Source organism: Demequina sediminis (assembly GCF_030296675.1).
Classification (GTDB): domain Bacteria; phylum Actinomycetota; class Actinomycetes; order Actinomycetales; family Demequinaceae; genus Demequina; species Demequina sediminis.
Genome location: NZ_AP027736.1, coordinates 2,486,656 through 2,507,628, shown reverse-complemented (window position 1 = coordinate 2,507,628; position 20,973 = coordinate 2,486,656). Strand labels below are relative to the sequence as shown.

At 68.1% G+C, this 20,973-nt stretch carries 33 protein-coding genes and 3 pseudogenes; all 36 read right to left on the bottom strand.

The annotated features are described in order from the left end of the window. Window positions 1–2 precede the first annotated feature (2 nt). A complete protein-coding gene (locus QUE44_RS12860) occupies window positions 3–884 on the bottom strand; it encodes a class I SAM-dependent methyltransferase (protein WP_286215029.1) in 882 nt (293 codons plus the stop codon). Further along, a complete protein-coding gene (locus tag QUE44_RS12855; RefSeq protein WP_286215026.1) occupies window positions 884–1,612 on the bottom strand; it encodes a DedA family protein in 729 nt (242 codons plus the stop codon). Before QUE44_RS12855 ends, QUE44_RS12860 begins: the two co-directional genes overlap by 1 nt. Before the next feature lie 85 nt (window positions 1,613–1,697). After that, window positions 1,698–3,059, bottom strand: a complete 1,362-nt coding sequence (gene glmM / locus QUE44_RS12850) for a phosphoglucosamine mutase (RefSeq protein ID WP_286215025.1) — start codon at window positions 3,057–3,059, stop codon at window positions 1,698–1,700. Window positions 3,060–3,069: 10 nt separating this feature from the next. Further along, the gene (rpsI, locus tag QUE44_RS12845) at window positions 3,070–3,555 is read right to left on the bottom strand and encodes a 30S ribosomal protein S9 (protein WP_286215023.1); all 486 of its coding nucleotides are present in this window, start codon (window positions 3,553–3,555) and stop codon (window positions 3,070–3,072) included. 19 nt (window positions 3,556–3,574) lie between these two features. After that, entirely contained in the window at window positions 3,575–4,018 is a 444-nt protein-coding gene (rplM, locus tag QUE44_RS12840) for a 50S ribosomal protein L13 (protein ID WP_286215022.1), read from the bottom strand. A gap of 183 nt (window positions 4,019–4,201) precedes the next feature. Next, window positions 4,202–5,061 (bottom strand): annotated as a pseudogene (gene truA, locus QUE44_RS12835) (tRNA pseudouridine(38-40) synthase TruA). Window positions 5,062–5,100: 39 nt separating this feature from the next. Next, the gene (gene rplQ / locus QUE44_RS12830; RefSeq protein ID WP_286215020.1) at window positions 5,101–5,643 is read right to left on the bottom strand and encodes a 50S ribosomal protein L17; all 543 of its coding nucleotides are present in this window, start codon (window positions 5,641–5,643) and stop codon (window positions 5,101–5,103) included. 18 nt (window positions 5,644–5,661) lie between these two features. After that, window positions 5,662–6,648: a DNA-directed RNA polymerase subunit alpha gene (locus QUE44_RS12825; RefSeq protein ID WP_286215018.1), complete on the bottom strand. Its 987-nt coding sequence runs from the start codon at window positions 6,646–6,648 to the stop codon at window positions 5,662–5,664. A gap of 156 nt (window positions 6,649–6,804) precedes the next feature. Further along, window positions 6,805–7,194, bottom strand: coding sequence for a 30S ribosomal protein S11 (gene rpsK, locus QUE44_RS12820; RefSeq protein WP_062463072.1), 390 nt, complete (start codon window positions 7,192–7,194; stop codon window positions 6,805–6,807). Between the two features lie 3 nt (window positions 7,195–7,197). Further along, window positions 7,198–7,566: a 30S ribosomal protein S13 gene (gene rpsM, locus QUE44_RS12815; protein ID WP_286215015.1), complete on the bottom strand. Its 369-nt coding sequence runs from the start codon at window positions 7,564–7,566 to the stop codon at window positions 7,198–7,200. A gap of 124 nt (window positions 7,567–7,690) precedes the next feature. Then, window positions 7,691–7,804 (bottom strand): 50S ribosomal protein L36, encoded by a 114-nt coding sequence (gene rpmJ, locus QUE44_RS12810; RefSeq protein WP_062069916.1) that lies wholly within the window; start codon window positions 7,802–7,804, stop codon window positions 7,691–7,693. A gap of 48 nt (window positions 7,805–7,852) precedes the next feature. After that, window positions 7,853–8,074: a translation initiation factor IF-1 gene (gene infA, locus QUE44_RS12805; RefSeq protein WP_042213122.1), complete on the bottom strand. Its 222-nt coding sequence runs from the start codon at window positions 8,072–8,074 to the stop codon at window positions 7,853–7,855. A gap of 204 nt (window positions 8,075–8,278) precedes the next feature. After that, window positions 8,279–8,551: a hypothetical protein gene (locus QUE44_RS12800; RefSeq protein WP_286215010.1), complete on the bottom strand. Its 273-nt coding sequence runs from the start codon at window positions 8,549–8,551 to the stop codon at window positions 8,279–8,281. 170 nt (window positions 8,552–8,721) lie between these two features. Beyond that, window positions 8,722–9,303 carry a hypothetical protein gene (locus QUE44_RS12795; protein WP_286215007.1) on the bottom strand — a complete coding sequence of 194 codons (582 nt, stop codon included), beginning with the start codon at window positions 9,301–9,303 and terminating at the stop codon, window positions 8,722–8,724. Between the two features lie 144 nt (window positions 9,304–9,447). Further along, window positions 9,448–10,077, bottom strand: coding sequence for a hypothetical protein (locus QUE44_RS12790; protein WP_286215005.1), 630 nt, complete (start codon window positions 10,075–10,077; stop codon window positions 9,448–9,450). A 117-nt stretch (window positions 10,078–10,194) separates the two neighbouring features. After that, entirely contained in the window at window positions 10,195–11,004 is an 810-nt protein-coding gene (map, locus tag QUE44_RS12785; RefSeq protein WP_286215003.1) for a type I methionyl aminopeptidase, read from the bottom strand. Window positions 11,005–11,007: 3 nt separating this feature from the next. Then, the gene (locus tag QUE44_RS12780) at window positions 11,008–11,571 is read right to left on the bottom strand and encodes an adenylate kinase (protein ID WP_286215002.1); all 564 of its coding nucleotides are present in this window, start codon (window positions 11,569–11,571) and stop codon (window positions 11,008–11,010) included. Continuing rightward, a complete protein-coding gene (gene secY, locus QUE44_RS12775) occupies window positions 11,571–12,869 on the bottom strand; it encodes a preprotein translocase subunit SecY (protein ID WP_286215000.1) in 1,299 nt (432 codons plus the stop codon). Before secY ends, QUE44_RS12780 begins: the two co-directional genes overlap by 1 nt. A gap of 77 nt (window positions 12,870–12,946) precedes the next feature. Next, on the bottom strand, window positions 12,947–13,648 hold the full coding sequence (gene rplO, locus QUE44_RS12770; protein ID WP_286214999.1) for a 50S ribosomal protein L15: 702 nt from the start codon (window positions 13,646–13,648) through the stop codon (window positions 12,947–12,949). Next, on the bottom strand, window positions 13,648–13,830 hold the full coding sequence (rpmD, locus tag QUE44_RS12765; RefSeq protein ID WP_062293932.1) for a 50S ribosomal protein L30: 183 nt from the start codon (window positions 13,828–13,830) through the stop codon (window positions 13,648–13,650). Before rpmD ends, rplO begins: the two co-directional genes overlap by 1 nt. Before the next feature lie 2 nt (window positions 13,831–13,832). Further along, the gene (gene rpsE, locus QUE44_RS12760; RefSeq protein ID WP_286214998.1) at window positions 13,833–14,402 is read right to left on the bottom strand and encodes a 30S ribosomal protein S5; all 570 of its coding nucleotides are present in this window, start codon (window positions 14,400–14,402) and stop codon (window positions 13,833–13,835) included. A 23-nt stretch (window positions 14,403–14,425) separates the two neighbouring features. Further along, window positions 14,426–14,797: a 50S ribosomal protein L18 gene (gene rplR / locus QUE44_RS12755; RefSeq protein ID WP_286214997.1), complete on the bottom strand. Its 372-nt coding sequence runs from the start codon at window positions 14,795–14,797 to the stop codon at window positions 14,426–14,428. A 3-nt stretch (window positions 14,798–14,800) separates the two neighbouring features. Then, entirely contained in the window at window positions 14,801–15,337 is a 537-nt protein-coding gene (gene rplF, locus QUE44_RS12750) for a 50S ribosomal protein L6 (protein ID WP_286214995.1), read from the bottom strand. A gap of 21 nt (window positions 15,338–15,358) precedes the next feature. Then, a complete protein-coding gene (rpsH, locus tag QUE44_RS12745) occupies window positions 15,359–15,757 on the bottom strand; it encodes a 30S ribosomal protein S8 (RefSeq protein ID WP_286214993.1) in 399 nt (132 codons plus the stop codon). A 57-nt stretch (window positions 15,758–15,814) separates the two neighbouring features. Beyond that, window positions 15,815–16,000 carry a type Z 30S ribosomal protein S14 gene (locus QUE44_RS12740; protein ID WP_286214991.1) on the bottom strand — a complete coding sequence of 62 codons (186 nt, stop codon included), beginning with the start codon at window positions 15,998–16,000 and terminating at the stop codon, window positions 15,815–15,817. Window positions 16,001–16,003: 3 nt separating this feature from the next. Continuing rightward, complete coding sequence (rplE, locus tag QUE44_RS12735) at window positions 16,004–16,564, bottom strand: 50S ribosomal protein L5 (RefSeq protein WP_286214990.1); 561 nt, start codon at window positions 16,562–16,564, stop codon at window positions 16,004–16,006. Continuing rightward, on the bottom strand, window positions 16,564–16,902 hold the full coding sequence (gene rplX, locus QUE44_RS12730) for a 50S ribosomal protein L24 (RefSeq protein WP_286214988.1): 339 nt from the start codon (window positions 16,900–16,902) through the stop codon (window positions 16,564–16,566). The genes rplE and rplX overlap by 1 nt, the downstream gene beginning before the upstream one ends. Then, entirely contained in the window at window positions 16,902–17,273 is a 372-nt protein-coding gene (rplN, locus tag QUE44_RS12725; protein WP_062293953.1) for a 50S ribosomal protein L14, read from the bottom strand. The genes rplX and rplN overlap by 1 nt, the downstream gene beginning before the upstream one ends. A gap of 58 nt (window positions 17,274–17,331) precedes the next feature. After that, window positions 17,332–17,619, bottom strand: coding sequence for a 30S ribosomal protein S17 (rpsQ, locus tag QUE44_RS12720; RefSeq protein WP_286214979.1), 288 nt, complete (start codon window positions 17,617–17,619; stop codon window positions 17,332–17,334). 21 nt (window positions 17,620–17,640) lie between these two features. Beyond that, window positions 17,641–17,868, bottom strand: a pseudogene (gene rpmC, locus QUE44_RS12715) (50S ribosomal protein L29); the annotation flags it as partial. Beyond that, window positions 17,868–18,287, bottom strand: coding sequence for a 50S ribosomal protein L16 (rplP, locus tag QUE44_RS12710; protein WP_286214975.1), 420 nt, complete (start codon window positions 18,285–18,287; stop codon window positions 17,868–17,870). The gene rplP and the pseudogene rpmC, both read right to left, overlap by 1 nt. A gap of 5 nt (window positions 18,288–18,292) precedes the next feature. After that, window positions 18,293–19,112 (bottom strand): annotated as a pseudogene (gene rpsC / locus QUE44_RS12705) (30S ribosomal protein S3). 11 nt (window positions 19,113–19,123) lie between these two features. Then, window positions 19,124–19,483: a 50S ribosomal protein L22 gene (gene rplV / locus QUE44_RS12700; RefSeq protein ID WP_286214974.1), complete on the bottom strand. Its 360-nt coding sequence runs from the start codon at window positions 19,481–19,483 to the stop codon at window positions 19,124–19,126. A gap of 32 nt (window positions 19,484–19,515) precedes the next feature. Beyond that, entirely contained in the window at window positions 19,516–19,794 is a 279-nt protein-coding gene (gene rpsS, locus QUE44_RS12695) for a 30S ribosomal protein S19 (protein WP_286214972.1), read from the bottom strand. Between the two features lie 13 nt (window positions 19,795–19,807). Continuing rightward, window positions 19,808–20,647 (bottom strand): 50S ribosomal protein L2, encoded by an 840-nt coding sequence (gene rplB / locus QUE44_RS12690; RefSeq protein ID WP_286214970.1) that lies wholly within the window; start codon window positions 20,645–20,647, stop codon window positions 19,808–19,810. A gap of 20 nt (window positions 20,648–20,667) precedes the next feature. Next, window positions 20,668–20,973 (bottom strand): 50S ribosomal protein L23, encoded by a 306-nt coding sequence (gene rplW / locus QUE44_RS12685; protein ID WP_286214968.1) that lies wholly within the window; start codon window positions 20,971–20,973, stop codon window positions 20,668–20,670.

The following is a 20,973-nucleotide window of genomic DNA, read 5'->3' as shown; positions in this document are numbered from 1 at the left end:
CGTCACGCGGGACGCCGCGCCACCACCGTGAAGGTGCACGGCACGCGCCATGCGTCCTCGTCGGGCCAGGCGAAGTTGCCGTCGGGAAGCTCGATCATGCGGTCGCTGAAGCGCCACGGCAGCGTCCGGCCCTCGTCGAGTCGCTCGATGACGAGCCCCGCACCCAGCAGCGCCATGACCACCTCGGACAGCGGATGCGGCCACTCGTACGTGCGGGTGTGAGTGATCCGCCCGTCTCCGACGTAGGTCGTGTCCTCGTCCCACGCGAGCGCCCGGCCGTCGCCAAAGTAGCGATAGCGCAGCTCGAGCGTCTCCGCATCCTCGTCGAGCGCGTACAGCACGGGATGCCCGTCCCTGATGTAGAACAGCCCGCCCGGCGTCAGCAGCGCGGCCACCTGCGCGGCCCACGCGTCGAGGTCGTTGAGCCAAGAGATCGCGCCGATGCTCGTGTACACGACGTCGAAGACGGTCTCCGGGCCGAGCTCCCTGACGACTGCCGCTCGGGCCGCGAGCACATCCGTCTCGACCCACCGCGCGGCGACACCGAGTTCACGCGCGAGTGCCGCCGCTGCCTCCAGCGCGGAGGCCGAGAAGTCGACGCCGACCACGCGGGCCGCGCCGGCCCTCGCGAGCGAAACCGTGTCCGTGCCGATGTGGCACTGCAAGTGACACACGTCAAGCCCGGCGAGGCCGTCGGGCCCCAGGTGTGCGCGCATCGTCTCCATGTCGGTCTCCACCACACCCGACAGCCGGACCGGGTCGTCCCGCAGCGACGCGATGTCGTACGCGTCGAGGTGGAGGGGCACCCGCTCCTCCCAGTTGGCGTGGTTGGTTGCGCGCGCGGCCTCCCACGCGATCTCGACGGGCTCGTCGGCTCCCGACATCAGTCCTCCTCCGTGGCGCGGCGCTCGTGACGCGGCGGCCGCACCTGGATCTCGCCGGTCGCGATGCGCTGCTCGATGTCGGCCACCAGGTCGGGCAGCTCTGGCTCCGCGAATCCGAGTCGCTGCAGGATCTTGTCGATCACGATGCCGAGGATGATGCCGCCGGTCACGCCGACCGCGATCGACACCAGCAGGTTCTCGAAGATCGAGCCCGCCCACACGCCGAGCGCGATGCCGTAGGTGGCCCAGATCACCGCGGCCACGGCGTCGACCGCCATGAACCACTTCTGGGGATAGCGCAGCGCGCCCGCGGTGATGTTCACGGCGACGCGCCCCATGGGGATGAAGCGCGCCGCGATGATGAAGGTCGTGCCCCTGCGCTCGAGCGTGGTCTCCGCCCAATCGAGGGTCTTGCGCACGCGAGCGCGAGCAAAGAACGGATGCTTGCGCACGTCGAATCTCGACCCCACCCAGTACGCGATCTGGTCGCCGCACCACGCGCCCAGCGCCGCCGCGATCCACACGATCCACACGATCGGTGTGCCCGTCTGTGCCCAAGCCGTCGCGGAGGCGATGACGACAGACTCGCTGGGCACCACGGGGAAGATGCCGTCGATGACCGCGAGGGCCCACACGCTGGGGTAGATCCACAGGGACTCGGTGAGGGTGAGCGTCCACTCCTCGACCGCTCCGACCCAGTCGGTGAGCAGGTGCCAAAACTCATTCACCGGGTCAGTCTGTCAGGTCGATGCCCTGCGGACGATGGGGTGATCCCCTGATCGCGACCCGCCGCGAGGATGAAAGGTGAACCGGCTACAGCGCGAGCCGGCGCGCGACCACGGCCGCGATCGCCTCGGCGTGGCGCTGGGCGTCGTCGGCCGTCGCGGCCTCGACCATGACCCTCACCAGCGGCTCCGTTCCCGACGGGCGCAACAGCACGCGCCCAGAGTCGCCGAGCTCGCGGCGCACCGCGGTTACTGCGGACTGCACCTCGGTGTCGGTGTGCACGCGCGAGCGGTCCGCGTCGCGCACGTTGATGAGCACCTGCGGCAGTGTCTCGATCCCGGCGCACTGGTCGCGCAGCGGTCCGCGCGCGACGACGCGGGCGCCCACGAGCAGCGCGGTGAGAATCCCGTCTCCGGTGGTGGAGTGGTCAGCGACGATGATGTGGCCCGACTGCTCGCCGCCCAGGGAGAAGCCGCCGTCGCGCATCGCCTCGAGCACGTAGCGGTCGCCCACGGCGGCCTCCACGATGTCGATGCCCTCGCGACGCATCGCCTGGTGAAGCCCCAGGTTGCTCATCACGGTCGCGACCAGCGTCGAGCGGTAGAGCGCGCCGGCGTCTCGCATCGCGACGGCCAACAGGCCCATGATCTGGTCGCCGTTGACCACGCTGCCCTCGTGGTCGACCGCGAGGCAGCGGTCGGCGTCACCGTCGAACGCGACGCCCAGGTCCGCTCCGTGCGCGACCACGGCGGCCTGCAGCGGCGCCAGGTGGGTCGAGCCGACGCCGTCGTTGATGTTGAGGCCGTCGGGGCTCGCGTTGATGGTCGTGATCCGCGCGCCGGCGTTCTCGAGCGCGAGGGGTCCGACCACGCTGGCGGCGCCGTGCGCCGCGTCGACCACCACGTGAAGGCCCGCGAGGGGCGCGTCGAGCCGCGCGAAGGCACGGACAGCGCCGTCGACGTGCGCGACGTAGTCGTCGGCCAGGTCGGGTGACGGGACGATGCGTCCCACCGCCGCGCCTGTCGGGCGCTCCCACGCCTCGCCCACGCGAGCCTCGATCGCCTCCTCGACGGAGTCGTCGAGCTTGTGCCCGCCCCTGCCGAAGAACTTGATGCCGTTGTCTGGCATCGGATTGTGGGAGGCGGAGATCACGACACCCAGGTCGGCCTGAGTGGAACCCGTGAGGTAGGCGACGGCGGGCGTGGGGACCACGCCGGCGTCGAGGACGTCAACCCCCGCAGACGCAAGACCGGCCGCGACAGCCGCGCTCAGGAACTCGCCTGAGACGCGGGTGTCGCGGCCGATCACGGCACGCGGGCGGTGTCCGGAGAACTCGCCCCGCTCGGCCAGCACATGGGCCGCCGCGACCGCAAGGTCGACGGCGAGCTCCGCTGTGAGGTCGCGGTTCGCGAGGCCCCGGACACCGTCCGTGCCAAAGAGACGCGCCATGCGCGCGGTGTTAGCGCTTCGAGTACTGGGGCGCGCGGCGGGCCTTCTTGAGACCAGCCTTCTTGCGCTCCACCACGCGAGCGTCACGCGTGAGGAAACCGGCCTTCTTGAGCTCGGGGCGGTTGTTCTCCACGTCGATCTCGTTGAGGGCACGGGCCACGCCGAGGCGCAGCGCGCCGGCCTGACCCGAGGGGCCTCCACCGTGGATGCGCGCGTGCACGTCGAACTTGCCCTCGATGTCGAGGAGCGCGAACGGCGAGTTCACGAGCTGCTGGTGCACCTTGTTCGGGAAGTAGTCCTCGAGGGTGCGGCCGTTGATAACCCAGGTGCCGGTGCCGGGCACCAGGCGCACGCGGGCGACGGCCTCCTTGCGACGGCCAAGGCCGGCGCCGGGGGCAACATTGGAGGCACCCTTGCCGCGCTCGGGCGCGGTCTCGGAGGTGTACTCGGTGGGGGTCTCGTTCTCGACCTCGGTCGTCACTTCTGCCACTTTCATCAATCCTTAACTGCGGCGCTTACTGCGCGACCTGGGAGATCTCGAACACCTGCGGCTGCTGCGCGGCGTGGGGGTGCTCCGAGCCCGCGTACACCTTGAGGTGCTTGAGCTGGTTGGCGCCGAGCGTGGTCTTCGGGAGCATGCCCTTGACCGCGTTCTCGATGACCCGGCGAGGGTTCTTCTCGAGGAGCTCGCCGATCGGAACGGCGGAGAGGCCGCCCGGGTAGCCCGAGTGGCGGTAGACCATCTTGTCGGTCAGCTTGTTGCCCGACAGGGCCACCTTCTCAGCGTTGATGACGATGACGAAGTCACCGCCGTCGACGTGGGGCGCAAACGTCGCCTTGTGCTTGCCGCGGAGCAGCGAAGCGGCCTGAGAGGCCAGACGACCGAGGACCACGTCAGTAGCGTCGATGACATACCAGTTCTTGGTGACGTCACCCGGCTTGGGAGAATACGTACGCACTGTGAAGCCTTACTTCTACTCGATTCGGTGGACGGTGACGGAATCACCGCGAAGCATTTCGGTCGGCGGGACCTGCGGGGGCGAGTGGGAGGCACCGTCCACAAGGGAACGCACAACGACGCACCATCATACGCGGGAGGTGGCGCGGCGGTCAATCCGACACCGGCCTGCCCCGCGCGTCGGTCACGGCAGGGTGCGCCTGCCCCGGGTAGCCTCGGCGCGCGCCGCAAGCGAGGAGTCGTCCGGATACGCGACGGACTCGAGCGTGAGCCCATGCGCCGGCGCCACCGCGATCGCCGAGGATCGCCCCTCCGTGGCGGCCACCACCTCGAGCCAGTCGAGGTCGCGGCGACCCTCTCCCACCGCGAGCAGCGCGCCCACGAGCGAGCGGACCATCGAGTGGCAGAAGGCATCCGCGCGCACGGTCGCGACCACGAGCCCCGCATCGGGGCCGTCGCTCTCGCGTCGCCACGACAGTTCGAGCAGGTCGCGGATGGTCGTCGCGCCCTCGCGTCCGCGACAGAAGGCGGCGAAGTCGCGCAGTCCCGTGAGGGTGGCCGATGCCCTGTTAAGGGCGTCGACATCGAGGGGCGGCGCACGCGCGCCACGTGGCGACGGGTCAGGACGTCGGGCACCCCGTCGCAAATGCGGTACGCGTAGCGACGCTGCGTGGCAGAGAACCGCGCGTCGAATCCCTCCGGCGCGATCGACACCGCCTTGATCACGACATCGTCGGGAAGCAGCCCATCCAGCCGGCTCGCGAGCCCCTCCGCGGGGCTACGCGGCGCGCGACCGGGCAGCCGCTCCCACGAGTCGAGGTCGATGTCCACATGGGCGACCTGACCGCGCGCGTGGACCCCCGCATCGGTGCGTCCCGCGACGGTGACGCGGGGAGCGCGGTCCTGGCGCAGGATGCGCGTCAGCGCGTCCTCCAGGACCCCCTGGACGGTCCGCAGGCCCGGCTGGGCGGCCCAGCCCGAGAAGTCGGTCCCGTCGTACGACAAGTCGAGGCGGGCCCGCACGATCGTCGACTGCTCGATCATGCGGACCCGCCTCGTGTGCGCCTCACAGAGAGGCGGTGACTACTTGGTCTCGGCGTCCGTCGCGGTCGCCTCGGCCGCGGGGGCCTCGGTCTCCTCGACGGTGGTGTCCTCGACGACGGTCTCCTCGGCCGGAGCCTCCTCGACCTTCTCGGCCTTCGCCTTCTTGGGCGCGGCCTTCTTGGTGGCCTTCTCGGCCTCCTTGGTCACGGCCTTCTTGGCGGGCGCACCGGCCTCGACCAGCTCGATCACCGCGAGGGGCGCGTTGTCGCCCTTGCGGAAGCCGACCTTGGTGATGCGGGTGTAGCCGCCGTCGCGCTCGGCGAAGCCGGGGCCGATCTCGGCGAAGAGCCTGTGGACAACGCCCTTGTCGGAGATGATCCCGAGCACCTTGCGGCGCGAGGCGAGGTCGCCGCGCTTGGCGAAGGTCACGAGACGCTCGGCGTAGGGACGCAGGCGCTTGGCCTTGGTCACCGTCGTGGTGATGCGGCCGTGCTCGAAGAGGCTCTGCGCAAGGTTCGCCAGCATCTGACGCTCGTGCGCGGGGCCGCCGCCGAGGCGGGCTCCCTTAGTGGGGGTAGGCATAGTTGCGGATTCTCCTTGTTACTCGTCGCTGCCCGAGAAGTACACGGACGAGGCGCTGTCGTACTCGACGGCGCTGTCCTTGAGGGAGAAGCCCAGCTCGGCGAGCTTCTCCTTGACCTCGGTGATCGACTTCTGGCCGAAGTTGCGGATGTCCATGAGGTCCGCCTCGGAACGCGCGGTGAGCTCACCCACGGTGTGGATGCCCTCACGCTTGAGGCAGTTGTACGACCGCTGCGTGAGGTTGAGCTCCTCGATCGGCTGGTTGTAGTCCTCCTCGAGCGACTCGTCGGTGTCCGACGGGCCAATCTCGATGCCCTCGGCGGCCTCGTTGAGGCCACGGGCGAGGGAGAACAGCTCGACCAGCGTCGCACCGGCCGACGCCACGGCGTCACGGGGCGAGATCGAGGACTTGGTCTCGACGTCGATGACCAGCTCGTCGAAGTCCGTGCGCTGCGCGACACGGGTCGCCTCGACCTTGTAGGTCACCTTGAGCACGGGCGAGTAGATCGAGTCGACGGGGATCTGACCGATCTCGGCGTCGTAGCTCTTGTTGAGCGCGGCGGGCACGTAGCCACGACCACGCTCGACCGTGAGCTCGACCTCGAACTTCGCCTTCGCGTTGAGCGTCGCGATGTGCAGGTCGGGGTTGTGGACCTCGACGCCGGCGGGCGGCGCGATGTCCGCGCCGGTCACCGCACCCGCGCCGGACTTGCGCAGGTACATGACGACGGGCTCGTCGTGCTCCGACGAGACCACGAGGTTCTTGAGGTTGAGCAGGATCTCGGTCACGTCCTCCTTCACCCCGTCAATGGTGGTGAATTCGTGGAGGACACCCTCGAAGCGCACCGCCGTAATGGCCGCGCCGGGAATCGACGACAGCAGGGTACGGCGGAGCGAGTTGCCGAGCGTGTAGCCGAAGCCCGGCTCGAGCGGCTTGAGCGAGAACTGCGAACGGTTCTCCGAGATGACCTTCTCGGTCAGCGTGGGACGCTGTGCGATCAGCACGGTTCTTTCCTTTCCGAGCATCCGCTATCTGATGCTCGCGATCCCTGTCGGGTTCGGTCCGACGGGGGCCAGAAGATGAGGTGAGGGCGGTCGCGGGGCCGATGCTGGGCATCGGCCCGCGACCTTGGTGCGCGCGGCGGAACCGCGCGCTGCGTGCTAGTTGCGGCGGCGCTTGGGCGGGCGGCAGCCGTTGTGCGCCTGCGGGGTGACGTCCTTGATGGAGGTCACCTCGAGGCCGGCGGCCGTGAGCGAGCGGATCGCGGTGTCGCGGCCCGAGCCCGGTCCCTTGACGAACACGTCAACCTTGCTCATGCCGGCCTCCTGGGCGCGGCGAGCGGCGGCCTCGGCAGCCATCTGGGCGGCGTAGGGGGTCGACTTGCGCGAACCCTTGAAGCCCACCTGGCCGGAGGACGACCACGACACGACGGCACCCGAGGGGTCCGTAATCGAGATGATCGTGTTGTTGAAGGTCGACTTGATGTGAGCCTGACCGTGAGCGACTGTCTTCTTGATCTTCTTGCGCGGCTTGCGCGTGGGAGCGGCCATGGCTTACTTCTTCTTTCCGGCGACGGTCTTCTTGCGGCCCTTGCGGGTGCGGGCGTTGGTCTTGGTGCGCTGTCCGCGGACGGGCATGCCGCGGCGGTGACGCAGACCCTGGTAGTTGCCGATCTCAACCTTGCGGCGAATGTCGGCTGCCACCTCGCGGCGCAGGTCACCTTCGACGGTGAAGTTGCCCTCGATGTAGTCGCGGATCGCGACCAGCTGCTCGTCCGTCGCGTCCTTCACGCGGAGGTCCGCGCTGATGCCGGTCGCGGCGAGAATCTGCTCGGCGCGGGTACGCCCGACGCCGTAAATGTAAGTGAGTGCGATCACCATGCGCTTATCGCGCGGGATGTCGACACCAACGATGCGTGCCATTGTGGGGTTCTACTCCATCAGTAGTCGGAGGTCTGACGCTCGACCATCCCGCTTAAGCGAAGCGGGCCCCGGCCTCCGAGCCGGGGGTTCGTGCTGGGTCGAACGAGGATGCTTCTGGGTGTGTCTAGCCCTGACGCTGCTTGTGGCGCAGGTTCTCGCAGATGACCATCACTCGGCCATTGCGTCGGATCACCTTGCACTTGTCGCAGATGGGCTTGACGCTGGGCTTAACCTTCATGGTTCTTTCCTGCGCCGTCGTCACGCACGAATGCGCTCCGACGACGACTCACTTGTAGCGGTAGACGATGCGGCCGCGGGACAGGTCATAGGGGCTGAGCTCCACCACCACGCGGTCCTCGGGGAGGATTCGGATGTAGTGCTGGCGCATCTTTCCGGAGATGTGAGCGAGCACCAGGTGCCCGTTCGTCAACTCCACTCGGAACGATGCGTTGGGCAGGGCTTCAACCACCACACCCTCAACCTCGATGACGCCGTCTTTCTTGGCCATGAACTCCGCTAACGTTGATTGACTCGGATGCGGGCGCGCGAAAACGCCCAACGGAAAACTATACGGCATCCGGATGCGGGTCTCAACCGGGCCTCGACGTCGCTCCCGCGCGAGGCCACCGAGCGGACTCGCGAGGGCGCGGAAATCCTGCGGCTCCCCGAGGGACGATGCCGGGTTCGGCCGGGGGACGATGCGCGAGTCGGCCTAGCGGAACGCGTTGCGTAGTCGCTGGACGGCCAGTCCCGCGATGCGGGGATCGCGGTGATCCGCGAGGCGGCGCACCACGGACGACGGCGTCTTCGGGTTCCCGAGCAGTGCGCCCAAGACCTCGAGGCTCGAGTCGTGGCCAAGCGACACCAACGCGCCCATGGGGCAGTCGGTGCGAGCGGCAACGGCGGCACGTACGGAGGGGTCGCGGTGAACGGCGTACGGAAGGAGGTCCTGGCCGCTCACATCCGCGTCGAGGGCGCGCCTCACGTCTTCGGATGCTCCGCTCGCGGGAACCACCATCGCTCACCTCCGCGCCTGTCGGCGCCCGGCGATCGTCACCGGGCTGTGGAATGTATCCTCACCATCGCCGGGCGGCTGGTCAAACCATTGTGATGAATCAGACATCGCCCCACGTACGCGACAGACGGGACACCGCGTCACGGATGCCGCGGCCCCACCGCGGGCCGGGGTGCAAGCACGCGTGCGACGCGCTCCCCCACCGGCGATGCGACCTCCCGCGGCGGCGCGGTGCGCGCCCCCTGGTGCTCCTCGATCTCCTGGACGCCCGAGCGCGTGGGCGCCAGGGTCACGCCGTCGAGCGCGCGGCGGGCGAGGCGCGCGACGTCCTCGCGCCGATGCACGGCGAGCCGCTCGAGCACGTTGCGAGGGGTCACCGCGTTGCGCGCGAGCGCCTTGAGGACCGCCGGCTCGCGATCCCCCACGAGCACCGCCGCAATCGATCCGGCGAGCCCCGCGCCCGCGGCGAGCGACACCCTGACCGACGTCCTTCGGTCATGCGCGAGCGCGGCCTGCATGCCGAGCGGACAGTCGGGCCGCGACGCGATCGCCTCCCGCACCACCGCCTCCTTGTGCTGCGCCAACTCAAGGATCCGCGACCGCGCGAGGCCGTCGGAGCGTGCCTCCATCACCACGGCGCGCACGCCATCGTCGCGGGCCTCGCTCGCCACCGGCACGCCGGAGGCCGCCATGAGGGCACGGGACCATCCGTCGTCCGACACCCGAACCTCCTCGCCTTGGTGAGGGCGAGGCTAGGCCGCGGGTGTGAGCAACGCCTGTCCGCGCGGTTGCGGGCGGGTGACGCGCAGGCAAATCCTGGGTGCCGTCACGCGCTGGGTCGCGACGCGGGGGGTGACGGCGGCGGTCTACGAGCCGACGGGCGGCCGGAAGCCGCGCACCGGCGCGGAACGCGTCGGACGCGCGGGCAGCGGCTCAACCGGTTTGGCCGGAGCTGCCGGAGGAGTCGCCGCGCTCATCGCGGCGTCGGCCGCCGCCGCGAGCGACTGCTCGGCCGAGGCCTCGAGCATGGCCTGACGGCGCGCCTGTGACTGCTCGAACACGCGATCGCGCAGTTCCGGCGTGTGGAGATCCTCAGCTGTCGTGCCGCCGGCGCGCGCCTCGAGGGCCGCGGCCGCCGCGACGCGGACGTCCGCCTTGCGGCTTGCCGCAAGGGCGTCCAGGATGTCGGGCGTGGTCGCAGGGTTGTTCACGACCGCGACCTGAACCTCCTGATGACGGTCGTGCGACAGGTACTCGAGCACGGAGTGCAGGACGCGCGGGTTGCTCGCGATCGCCACCCGCACCGCCGGCGCATGATCGTGCGCGAGCGTGACCATCAACCCAAAAGGGCAATCCTCGCGACGTGCGATTGCCTCGCGCACCATCGCGTTGCGTGAGCCACCGAGCGCGGTGAGCCGCTCCTTGGACAGCCCCGGCTGCGCGGCCTCGTCGACCTCCGCGCTCGCGCCGGGCGCGTAATTGAACCCTCGCGCCATGCCCGCCTCCTCAGCGTGCCGACGGTGGAGACCGCCGGCTATCGGGAGGCTATCGCCGGGTCGTTGCCCCTGCGTGGCGCGGATGTAAAGGGCGCGTGAACTCGCGCGGCGAGCGCGCTACGGCGCGACGGGGACAATCCCGTGGGTGGCCAGGCGTGCCGCCCCGCCGTCCGCGGCCGTGAGCACCCAGATTCCGTCGTCGTGCACGGCAATCGAGTGCTCCCAGTGGGCGGCCCGGGAGCCGTCGAGCGACACCACAGTCCACTCGTCGTTCAGCGTCGCCGAGTCGGGCGTACCGATCACGAGCATCGGCTCAATCGCGACGCACATGCCGGGACGCACCCGCGGGCTGCGTCCGCGCACGCTGTAGTTGGGGACGTCTGGCTCCATGTGCATCGCGGAGCCGATCCCGTGGCCCACATAGCCCTCGAGCGGGTGGAGTCCCGCCTCATCCGCGACGTCCTCGATCGCGGCGGACACCTCCGCGACGCGCTCCGCTGTCGCGAGGGCGGCGATACCTGCCCACAACGCGCGCTCGGTGGCCGACACGAGCGCGACATCGGCCTTGGACAGGGGGTCGCCGATGATGAACGTGCGAGCGCTGTCGGCGTGCCAGCCCTCGACCACTGCGCCGCAGTCGATCGAGACGACATCTCCCTGGGCCAGGACGCGGTCACCGGGGATGCCGTGCACGACCTCGTCATTGACCGAGATGCAGACCGTGGCAGGGAAGCCGTGGTACCCGAGGAAGTTCGAGGTGGCCCCCGCTTCCGCGATCACGCGTGCCGCGGCGGAGTCGGCATCGAGGGTGCGGGCTCCGGGGACGCACGCGGACTGAGCCGCCGCGAGGGCCTGCTCGACGATGACGCCGGCGCGGGCCATGACCCGCATCTGCTCGCGGGTCTTGAGCTCGATCCGTCCCGCCATCGGTCAGCGCGCGACGGCGGCGACGAGTCGTGCGGTGACCTCGTCGATGTCGCCGAGTCCGTCGACCTGCACGAGCAGGCCGCGGCCGGCGTAGAACGCGGTGAGCGGGGCGGTCGAGGTTGCGTAGACCTCGAGGCGCTTGCGAATCACCGGCTCGGTGTCATCCGCGCGTCCCTCGATCTCGGCGCGCTTGAGCAGCCGCGCCGTGACCTCGTCGACATCCGCGGTCAACTCAATCGCGACGTCGAGCGCGACGCCAAGGTCGCCGAGCATCGAGTCCAGCTCGACCGCCTGCTCTGGATTGCGCGGGTACCCGTCGAGGAGGAAGCCAGCCGCGGCATCGTCCTCTTCCAGGCGCGCCCGCACCATCGCATTGGTGACCTCGTCGGGGACCAGGGCCCCGGCGTTCATGTACTCCTGCGCACGGCGCCCGAGCGGGGTGCCGCCCTTGACGTTCGCACGGAAGATGTCGCCGGTCGAGATCGCCGGGACGCCGAACCGCTCCGAGAGGCGGGCGGCCTGAGTGCCCTTGCCCGCACCGGGAGGACCGAGGAGTACTGCACGCATTACTTGAGGAACCCTTCGTAGTGACGCTGTTCGAGCTGCGACTGGATGCGCTTGACGGTGTCGAGTCCCACTCCCACGAGGATCAGCACCGAGGCACCGCCGAAGGGGATCGAGGTCGACAGGCCCAGCGCGACGAACACCAGTGTGGGCGCCAGCGCGACGATCGCGAGATACAGCGAACCGGCCGCGGTGATGCGCGACAGCACGTAGTCGAGGAAGTCGGCGGTCGGGGTCCCCGGACGGATGCCGGGAATGAAGCCGCCGTACTTCTTCATGTTGTCTGCGACCTCAGTCGGGTTGAACGTGATCGCGGTGTAAAAGTACGCGAAGAACACGATCAGCAGCGTGTACAGCGCGATGTGGAGCGGGGCCCCGGGATCCGCGATGTTGTTCTCGAGCCACACCATCCACTCGGACGGGTCGTTGCCCTGGAACTGACGGATCACCTGCGGGATCATGAGCAGCGAGGACGCGAAGATCACGGGGATGATGCCCGCCATGTTGATCTTCAGCGGGATGTAGGTCGAGGACCCGCCGAGCATCTTGCGGCCCACCATGCGCTTCGCATACTGCACGGGGATGCGGCGCTGCGACTGCTCGACGTAGACCACCGCAACGATCACCACGAGGACCACGAGCGCCACAATCAGCGAGTTCGCCGGGCCGTTCGAGGAGTTCCAGATGGTCATGGCCGCACCGGGGAACGAGGCGGCGATCGAGGTGAAGATGAGCAGCGACATGCCGTTGCCGACGCCACGCTCGGTGATGCGCTCGCCGAGCCACATGATGAACACCGTGCCCGCCGTCATGGTGAGGACCATGATGAGGATGACGTTCCACGTGTCGTTCGGGATCACGGGCACCGAGCAGCCGGGGAAGAACACCCCGTTGCGCGCCATCGTGATGTACGAGGCCGACTGGATCGCGGCGAAGCCCACGGTGATGTAGCGGGTGTACTGCGTGAGCGTGGCCTGGCCCTCGGCGCCCTCCTTGTAGAGGGTCTCGAAGCGAGGGATCAGCACGCGCAGCAGCTGCACCATGATCGACGCGGTGATGTACGGCATGATGCCGAGCGCGAAGACCGAGAGCTGCAGCAGCGCGCCGCCGGAGAAGAGGTTGAGGATCTGGAACGCCGTGTTCGTGCTCGTCTGGTTGAGACACAGTTCGACGTTGCCAAAGTCGACGCCCGGGGTCGGAATCGACACACCCAGGCGGTAGATGGCAATGATGCCAAGCGTGAAGAGGAGCTTCTTCCGCAAGTCCGGGGTGCGGAACGCACTCACGAAGCCACTCAGCATTGATCCTCCAGTGCGGGGTATTGAGAAGACGAGGATACGCGACCGGGCCCGTCCCTCAGGACGGGCCCGGTGCGATACTAGCCCTCGTTGACCGAGCCGCCCGCGGCCTCGATCTTGGTCTTCGCTGACTGCGAGACCTTATCGGCGTCCACCAGCGTGACCTTCACAGAGATCTCGCCCTCGCCCAGGACCTTGACGGGCTGGTTGCGCCGCACGGCGCCCTTCGCCACGAGGTCGGACTTGGTGACCTCGCCGCCCTTGGGGAACAGCTCGCCGAGCTGACCCACGTTGACGACCTGGTAGTACACCTTGAACGGGTTCTTGAAGCCACGCAGCTTCGGGATGCGCATGTGGATGGGCGTCTGGCCACCCTCGAAGCGCTCCGGAACCTGGTAGCGAGCACCGGTGCCCTTGGTACCGCGGCCCGCGGTCTTACCCTTCGACGCCTCACCACGACCCACACGGGTCTTCTTGGTGTGTGCGCCGGCGGCAGGACGGAGGTGGTGGACCTTGAGGGTCGACACCTTCTCCACGGGCTCCTGGACCTTGGGCTCGGCCTTCTTGGCGGCCGGCTTCTTCGCGGCAGGCTTCGCCTCGTCGGCCTTCGCCTTCGCGGCGGGCTTGTCAGCCGCAGCGGTGGCGGGTGCCTTCTTGGCGGCCGGCTTCTTGGCGGCGGGCTTGTCAGCCGCAGCCTTGGCCGGAGCCTTCTTGGCGGCCGGCTTCTTGGCGGGAGCAGCCTTCTCGGCGGTCTCCTCGACCGGCTTCTTGGCCTCAGCCATCAGTCAACCTCCTCAACGGTGACCAGGTGGTCAACCGCCTTGACCATCCCGCGGATCTCGGGACGGTCCTCCTTGACGACGATGTCGCCGATTCGCTTGAGGCCGAGCGACCGCAGGGTCTCGCGGTGCTGCGGCTTGGTGCCGATCGCCGACTTCTTCTGAACGACCTTGAGTCGTGCCATGACTACTTCACCCCCGCTGCCTGGGCGCGGAGCATCGCGGCGGGAGCCACGTCCTCCACGGCCTTGCCACGGCGGGCGGCGACGGCCTCGGGGCGCTCGAGGCGCTTGAGGGCATCGACGGTCGCGTGCACGATGTTGATCGCGTTGGACGAGCCGAGCGACTTGCTCAGCACGTCGTGGATGCCGGCGCACTCGAGCACGGCGCGCACCGGACCACCGGCGATCACGCCGGTACCCGGGGACGCGGGGCGCAGGAACACGACGCCCGCGGCGGCCTCACCCTGCACGGCGTGCGGGATGGTGCCCTGGATGCGCGGGACGCGGAAGAAGCTGCGCTTGGCCTCCTCGACACCCTTCGAGATCGCGGCCGGCACCTCCTTCGCCTTGCCGTAGCCGATGCCGACGTTGCCCTCGCCATCGCCCACGACCACGAGCGCGGTGAAGCTGAAGCGACGACCGCCCTTCACGACCTTGGCGACGCGGTTGATGGTGACGACGCGCTCGACGAACTTGTTCTCCGGCTCAGAGTCGCGACGGTTTCCGCCGCGACGGCCGCTGTTGTTGTCAGCCATAATTCCTCACTCCTGGCCGCGCCCTAGAGGGCGAGGCCCGCCTCTCGGGCGCCGTCCGCCACGGCAGCCACGCGGCCGTGGTACTTGTTGCCGCCACGATCGAAGACCACGGCGTCGATGCCCGCGGCCTTGGCACGCTCGGCGACCAGCTGGCCGACCTTCGAGGCCTTGGCCGTCTTGTCGCCGTCCAGCGCACGCACGTCGGCCTCGAGGGTCGACGCGGAAGCCAGGGTCTTGCCCACGGTGTCGTCGACGATCTGCGCGACCATGTGGCGCGCCGAACGCGTCACGACGAGGCGGGGACGGGCGGTGGTGCCGGAGATCTTCTTGCGCAGGCGGAAGTGGCGACGCTTGCGCTGAATCGCCTTGCCCTTGCCCTTGATTGCGATACCCATGTCTTACTTACCCGTCTTTCCTGCCTTGCGGCGCACGTTCTCGCCGGCGTAGCGGACACCCTTGCCCTTGTAAGGCTCGGGCTTGCGAATCTTGCGGATGTTCGCGGCGACCTCGCCCACCTGCTGCTTGCTGATGCCAACAACGGTGAAGCGGGTGGGGCTCTCGACCGTGAAGGTGATGCCCTCCGGCGGGGTCACGACGACCGGGTGCGAGAAGCCGAGCGCGAACTCGAGGTCCGAGCCCTTCAGCGCCACGCGGTAACCGGTGCCGACGATCTCGAGCTTCTTCTCGTAACCCGTGGTCACACCCGTCACCATGTTGGCGATCAGGGTGCGCGTGAGTCCGTGAAGCGACTTCGAGACACGCTCGTCGTTGGGGCGCTTGACCTCGAGGGCCTCGTCACCCCGCTCGACCGTGATGGGGGCGGCGACGGTGTGGGAGAGGGTGCCCTTGGGGCCCTTCACCGTGACGTCGGCGCCGTCGATGGTGATGTCCACCCCGGCCGGGACCGGAACGGGGATCTTGCCAATGCGGGACATTGCTCTTGTTCTCCTTTCCGGTTACCAGACGAACGCGACGACCTCGCCGCCGACGCCCTTCTTTTCGGCCTCGCGGTCCGTGAGGAGACCCGAGGAGGTGGACAGGATGGCCACGCCGAGGCCGCCAAGGACCTTCGGCAGGTTGGTCGACTTCGCGTACACGCGCAGGCCGGGCTTCGAGACACGGCGCACGCCGGCGAGCGAACGCTCGCGGTTGGGGCCGTACTTGAGCGTGAGCGTCAGCGTCTTGCCAACCTCGGCGTCGGTGACGGTCGAGCCAGCAATGTAGCCCTCCGCCTCCAGGATCGCCGCGATGCTCGACTTGAGCTTCGAGTGAGGCATGGCCACGGTCTCGTGGTAGGCCGCATTCGCGTTGCGCAGACGCGTGAGCATGTCTGCGATGGGATCAGTCATCGTCATGAGTCTTGAACTCTTCCTCGCCGTGGTTTCCCCGAAGGGGACCTGTGGCGTAGTGGTTTACCAGCTGCTCTTGGTGATGCCGGGAAGCTCACCGCGGTGAGCCATCTCGCGGAAGCACACGCGGCAGAGGCCGAACTTGCGGTACACCGAGTGCGGACGTCCGCACCGCTGGCACCGGGTGTAGGCGCGGACGGCGAACTTCTGCTTGCCGGCGGCCTTGTTCTTCAGCGCGGTCTTGGCCATGTCCTACTTCTCCTTGAACGGGAAGCCCAGCTGCTTGAGCAGCGAGCGGCCCTCGTCGTCGGTGGTGGCGGAGGTCACGATCGTGATGTCCATGCCACGCACGCGGTCGATCTTGTCCTGGTTGATCTCGTGGAACATCGACTGCTCGTTGAGACCGAAGGTGTAGTTGCCATGACCGTCGAACTGCTTGGGGCTGAGGCCGCGGAAGTCACGGATGCGGGGAAGCGCGACCGACAGCAGTCGGTCGAGGAACTCCCACATGCGGTCGCCGCGCAGCGTGACGTGCGCGCCGATCGGCTGACCCTCGCGCAGCTTGAACTGCGCGATGGACTTGCGAGCCTTGGTGACCTGCGGCTTCTGCCCGGTGATCGCGGTGAGATCGGCGATGGCGCCCTCGATGAGCTTCGAGTCCTTCGCCGCGTCGCCCACACCCATGTTGACGACGACCTTGGTCAGCCCGGCAACCTGGTTGATGTTCTCGTGCCCGAACTCCTCGCGCAGCTGCGCGATGATCTCGTTGCGGTACTTCTCCTTCAGACGAGGAGTAGTGGTCGCGGTGGCCATCAGACGTCCTTACCCGAGCGCTTGGCGACACGCACGCGCACAGTGCGCTTGCGGCCGTCACGCTCGACCTCTTCCGTGCGGTAGCCCACACGGGTGCCCTTCTTGGTCTCCGGGTCCACGAGCATCAGGTTCGAGATGTGGATCGGGGCCTCGACGGTGACGAGACCGCCCTCCGCGTTGTCGCGGCGGGTGCCCGGCTTGATGTGCTTGGTGACGCGCTGGATGCCCTCGACCAGTGCGCGCTCGCGCACGGGGTCGATGGACAGCACGCGACCCTGCTGACCGCGGTCACGGCCGGCGATGACGACCACGAGGTCGCCGGTCTTGATCTTCGCCATTAGATGACCTCCGGTGCCAGCGAGATGATCTTCATGAACTTCTTGTCGCGCAGCTCGCGGCCCACGGGGCCGAAGATGCGGGTGCCGCGCGGGTCACCATCGAGGTTCTTGAGGATCACTGCGGCGTTCTCGTCGAAACGAATGTACGAACCGTCGGGACGACGGCGCTCCTTGGTGGTGCGCACGACGACCGCCTTGACGACGTCACCCTTCTTGACGTTGCCGCCGGGGATAGCGTCCTTGACGGTGGCGACAATGATGTCGCCGATGCCGGCGTAGCGACGGTGCGAGCCACCGAGCACGCGAATGCAAAGGACTTCCTTTGCACCCGTGTTGTCGGCGACGCGCAGCCGCGACTCCTGCTGAATCATGTCTTAGTCTCCTGTCGTCTGGTTCTCGCCGACACCTCGGCGAGCCTGGTCGAACCTTCTACTTGGCCTTCTCGACGATCTCGACCAGGCGCCACCGCTTCGAGGCGGACAGGGGTCGAGTCTCCATCACCACAACGAGGTCGCCGATGCCGGCGGTGTTGTTCTCGTCGTGGGCCTTGATCTTGCTGGTGCGGCGCATGACCTTGCCGTAGAGCGGGTGCTTGACGCGGTCCTCGATCTCCACGGTGATGGTCTTGTCCATCTTGTCCGACGTCACGTAGCCGCGACGCGTCTTGCGGTAACCGCGCTGCTCCTCGGCCGCCGCCGTCTCATTCTTGGTCGACATAGTGTTTCCTTAAGCCTTCGCGGAGGGCGCGGTGCGGATGCCGAGCTCCCGCTCACGCAGAATCGTGTAGATGCGAGCGATGTCGCGCTTGACCGCCTTGAGGCGGCCGTGGTTCTCGAGCTGACCGGTGGCCGACTGGAAGCGCAGGTTAAACAGCTCCTCCTTGGCCTTCTTCAGCTCCTCAACCAGGCGCTCGTCCTCCATCGCGTCCAGCTCGGACGGCATGAGGTCCTTGGTACCGATGGCCATTAGATGTCACCACCCTCACGGGTCACGAAACGGGTCTTCATGGGGAGCTTGTGCTGCGCACGACGCATGGCCTCGCGAGCGAGCTCCTCCGGGACGCCGGCGAGCTCGAACATCACGCGACCGGGCTTGACGTTCGCGACCCACCACTCGGGCGAGCCCTTACCGGAGCCCATGCGGACCTCGGCAGGCTTCTTGGTCAGGGGACGGTCCGGGTAGATGTTGATCCAGACCTTTCCGCCACGCTTGATGTGGCGGGTCATCGCGATACGAGCTGCCTCGATCTGACGGTTGGTGACGTAGGCGGGCTCCAGAGCCTGGATGCCGAAGTCGCCGAACGACACTGCGGTGCCACCGGTCGCCGCGCCCGAACGCTTCGGGTGGTGCTGCTTGCGGTGCTTCACACGACGGGGGATAAGCATGTCTGTCAGCCTTCCTTACCGGCCTCGGCAGGAGCCTCGGCAGCGGGGGCCTCGGCCGCGGGGGCCTCGGACTGGCGGGGGCGGCGTCACGGCGCGGGCCGCGGTCGGGACCGCGGTCGCCGCCGCGGCGGTCGCCACGGCCACGCTGCGGACGGGGGCCTTCGCCTGCTCGGCGGCCCACTCCTTCTCCGTCATGTCGCCCTTGTAGATCCACACCTTCACGCCGATCTGGCCGAAGGTGGTGCGGGCCTCGAAGAAGCCGTAGTCGATGTTCGCGCGGAGCGTGTGCAGGGGCACACGGCCCTCGCGGTAGAACTCCGAGCGCGACATCTCGGCGCCACCCAGGCGGCCCGAGCACTGCACACGGATGCCCTTGGCGCCGGCGCGCAGCGCGGACTGGATGCCCTTGCGCATGGCACGACGGAACGACACACGCGAGGCGAGCTGCTCGGCGATGCCCTGAGCGACGAGCTGAGCGTCGATCTCGGCGTTCTTGACCTCGAGGATGTTGAGCTGGACCTGCTTGCCGGTCAGCTTCTCGAGGTTCGCGCGCAGCTTGTCGGCCTCGGCGCCGCGGCGACCGATGACGATGCCGGGACGCGCGGTGTGGAGGTCCACACGCACACGCTCACGGGTGCGCTCGATCTCCACCTTCGAGACGCCGGCGCGCTCAAGGCCCGCGGACATCATCTTGCGGATCTTGACGTCCTCGTCCACGTAGTCGCGGTAGCGCTCGCCCTTCTTGGTCGAGTCAGCGAACCAGCGCGAACGGTGGTCGGTCGTGATGCCCAGGCGGTAGCCGTGGGGGTTGACCTTCTGTCCCATTACTTGGCCCCTTACTTGGACGCGACCGGGGTCGCGACGGTGACGGTGATGTGGGAGGAGCGCTTGAGGATCTGGTTCGCCCGGCCCTGAGCGCGCGGCTGAATGCGCTTCATGGTCGGACCCTCGTCCACGTAGATCTCCTTGATGACGAGCTCGCGCTCGTCGAAGCGCTCGCCGGCCTTGTCGGCCTTCACACGCGCGTTGGCGATCGCCGACTCGATGAGCTTGCGCACATCGGTCGCGACGGCCTGCGGCTGGAACTTCAGCGAGGCAGCGGCCTCAACGGCGTTCTGACCACGGACCAGGTTCACGACGCGGCGAGCCTTCTGAGCGGTCACGCGGATGTACCGCGTCTGCGCCTTGGCTTCCATGTTCTTACTCCTCTTACCTTCGCTCAGGCGCCTTAGCGGCGGCCCTTGCGGTCGTCCTTGACGTGGCCCTTGAACGTGCGCGTCGGGGCGAACTCGCCCAGCTTGTGGCCGACCATCGACTCGGTGACGAACACCGGGACGTGCTTGCGGCCGTCGTGCACGGCAAAGGTGTGACCCAGGAAGTCGGGCGTGATGACGGACCGACGGGACCAGGTCTTGATGACGTTCTTCGAGCCGGCCTCGTTCTGGGCGTCCACCTTCTTCTGCAGGTGGTCGTCGACGAAGGGGCCCTTCTTCAGGCTGCGTGGCATTCTTCAGGCTCCCTTAACGCTTGTTCTTGCCGGTCTTGCGGCGACGCACGATGAGCTTGTCGCTTTCCTTGTTCTGCTTGCGGGTGCGGCCCTCGGGCTTGCCCCACGGGCTCACAGGGTGACGACCACCGGAGGTCTTACCCTCACCACCACCGTGAGGGTGGTCCACGGGGTTCATCACGACACCACGCACGGTCGGGCGCTTGCCCTTCCAGCGCATGCGGCCGGCCTTACCCCAGTTGATGTTCGACTGCTCGGCGTTGCCGACCTCGCCGACGGTCGCGCGGCAGCGCGCGTCGACGTTGCGGATCTCGCCGGACGGCATGCGCAGCTGCGCGTAGGGGCCGTCCTTCGCCACGAGCTGCACCGAGGCACCCGCGGAGCGGGCGATCTTGGCGCCGCCACCCGGCTTGAGCTCGATCGCGTGAACGACCGTACCCACGGGGACGTTGCGCAGCGGCAGGTTGTTACCGGGCTTGATGTCGGCACCCATGCCGGCCTCGACACGGTCGCCCTGGCCCAGCTTGTCGGGGGCGATGATGTAGCGCTTCTCGCCGTCCGCGTAGTGGAGCAGCGCGATGCGCGCGGTGCGGTTGGGGTCGTACTCGATGTGCGCCACGGTCGCGGGGACGCCGTCCTTGTCGTGACGACGGAAGTCGATCACGCGGTAGGCGCGCTTGTGACCGCCACCCTGGTGACGGGTGGTGATGCGACCGGTGTTGTTACGGCCGCCCTTCTTGTGCAGAGGGCGAACGAGCGACTTCTCGGGCTCCGAGCGGGTCACCTCGACGAAGTCGGCGACGGACGAGCCGCGACGGCCCGGCGTCGTCGGCTTGTACTTGCGAATAGCCATGAGTGCTTACCTGTGTCCTTCTAGCCTGCGTGGCCCGAGAAGATGTCGATAGCGCCGCCACCGGCAATCGTCACGATCGCGCGCTTGACGTCCTTGCGCTTGCCCAGGCCGAAGCGCGTGCGGCGCGTCTTGCCCTTGCGGTTGATGGTGTTGACGGAGGCAACCTTCACACCGAAGATCTGCTCGACCGCGATCTTGATTTCGGTCTTGTTCGAGCGCGGGTCCACCTCGAAGGTGTACTTGCCCTCGTCCATGAGGCCGTAGGTCTTCTCGGAGACGACCGGGCGGACGATGATGTCGCGGGGGTCCTTGTTCAGCGTGGTCAC

What these genes read in the sequence shown, in the direction of transcription:
- rpsH (WP_286214993.1), bottom strand. Translation starts at nt 15,757, where the DNA reads ATGACGATGACTGATCCCATCGCAGACATGCTCACGCGTCTGCGCAAC.
- rplF (WP_286214995.1), bottom strand. Translation starts at nt 15,337, where the DNA reads ATGTCCCGCATTGGCAAGATCCCCGTTCCGGTCCCGGCCGGGGTGGAC.
- QUE44_RS12860 (WP_286215029.1), bottom strand. Translation starts at nt 884, where the DNA reads ATGTCGGGAGCCGACGAGCCCGTCGAGATCGCGTGGGAGGCCGCGCGC.
- rplV (WP_286214974.1), bottom strand. Translation starts at nt 19,483, where the DNA reads ATGGAAGCCAAGGCGCAGACGCGGTACATCCGCGTGACCGCTCAGAAG.
- infA (WP_042213122.1), bottom strand. Translation starts at nt 8,074, where the DNA reads ATGGCCAAGAAAGACGGCGTCATCGAGGTTGAGGGTGTGGTGGTTGAA.
- rpsQ (WP_286214979.1), bottom strand. Translation starts at nt 17,619, where the DNA reads ATGTCGACCAAGAATGAGACGGCGGCGGCCGAGGAGCAGCGCGGTTAC.
- rpsS (WP_286214972.1), bottom strand. Translation starts at nt 19,794, where the DNA reads ATGCCACGCAGCCTGAAGAAGGGCCCCTTCGTCGACGACCACCTGCAG.
- rpmJ (WP_062069916.1), bottom strand. Translation starts at nt 7,804, where the DNA reads ATGAAGGTTAAGCCCAGCGTCAAGCCCATCTGCGACAAGTGCAAGGTG.
- rplN (WP_062293953.1), bottom strand. Translation starts at nt 17,273, where the DNA reads ATGATTCAGCAGGAGTCGCGGCTGCGCGTCGCCGACAACACGGGTGCA.
- glmM (WP_286215025.1), bottom strand. Translation starts at nt 3,059, where the DNA reads ATGGCGCGTCTCTTTGGCACGGACGGTGTCCGGGGCCTCGCGAACCGC.
- QUE44_RS12740 (WP_286214991.1), bottom strand. Translation starts at nt 16,000, where the DNA reads ATGGCCAAGACCGCGCTGAAGAACAAGGCCGCCGGCAAGCAGAAGTTC.
- rplP (WP_286214975.1), bottom strand. Translation starts at nt 18,287, where the DNA reads ATGCTTATCCCCCGTCGTGTGAAGCACCGCAAGCAGCACCACCCGAAG.
- rpmD (WP_062293932.1), bottom strand. Translation starts at nt 13,830, where the DNA reads ATGGCACGACTCAAGGTCGTTCAGAAGAAGTCGGCGATCGGCACCAAG.
- rplX (WP_286214988.1), bottom strand. Translation starts at nt 16,902, where the DNA reads ATGGCGAAGATCAAGACCGGCGACCTCGTGGTCGTCATCGCCGGCCGT.
- rpsK (WP_062463072.1), bottom strand. Translation starts at nt 7,194, where the DNA reads ATGGCCGCTCCCACGCGCAAGCCGCGCAAGAAGATCAAGAAGACAGTC.
- rpsM (WP_286215015.1), bottom strand. Translation starts at nt 7,566, where the DNA reads ATGGCACGCATCGTTGGTGTCGACATCCCGCGCGATAAGCGCATGGTG.
- secY (WP_286215000.1), bottom strand. Translation starts at nt 12,869, where the DNA reads ATGCTGAGTGGCTTCGTGAGTGCGTTCCGCACCCCGGACTTGCGGAAG.
- rplQ (WP_286215020.1), bottom strand. Translation starts at nt 5,643, where the DNA reads ATGCCTACCCCCACTAAGGGAGCCCGCCTCGGCGGCGGCCCCGCGCAC.
- rpsI (WP_286215023.1), bottom strand. Translation starts at nt 3,555, where the DNA reads ATGAAAGTGGCAGAAGTGACGACCGAGGTCGAGAACGAGACCCCCACC.
- map (WP_286215003.1), bottom strand. Translation starts at nt 11,004, where the DNA reads ATGGCGGGACGGATCGAGCTCAAGACCCGCGAGCAGATGCGGGTCATG.
- rplR (WP_286214997.1), bottom strand. Translation starts at nt 14,797, where the DNA reads ATGGGTATCGCAATCAAGGGCAAGGGCAAGGCGATTCAGCGCAAGCGT.
- rpsE (WP_286214998.1), bottom strand. Translation starts at nt 14,402, where the DNA reads ATGGCTGACAACAACAGCGGCCGTCGCGGCGGAAACCGTCGCGACTCT.
- rplE (WP_286214990.1), bottom strand. Translation starts at nt 16,564, where the DNA reads ATGGCCACCGCGACCACTACTCCTCGTCTGAAGGAGAAGTACCGCAAC.
- rplO (WP_286214999.1), bottom strand. Translation starts at nt 13,648, where the DNA reads ATGGCTGAGGCCAAGAAGCCGGTCGAGGAGACCGCCGAGAAGGCTGCT.
- QUE44_RS12780 (WP_286215002.1), bottom strand. Translation starts at nt 11,571, where the DNA reads ATGCGTGCAGTACTCCTCGGTCCTCCCGGTGCGGGCAAGGGCACTCAG.
- rplB (WP_286214970.1), bottom strand. Translation starts at nt 20,647, where the DNA reads ATGGCTATTCGCAAGTACAAGCCGACGACGCCGGGCCGTCGCGGCTCG.
- QUE44_RS12790 (WP_286215005.1), bottom strand. Translation starts at nt 10,077, where the DNA reads ATGGCGCGAGGGTTCAATTACGCGCCCGGCGCGAGCGCGGAGGTCGAC.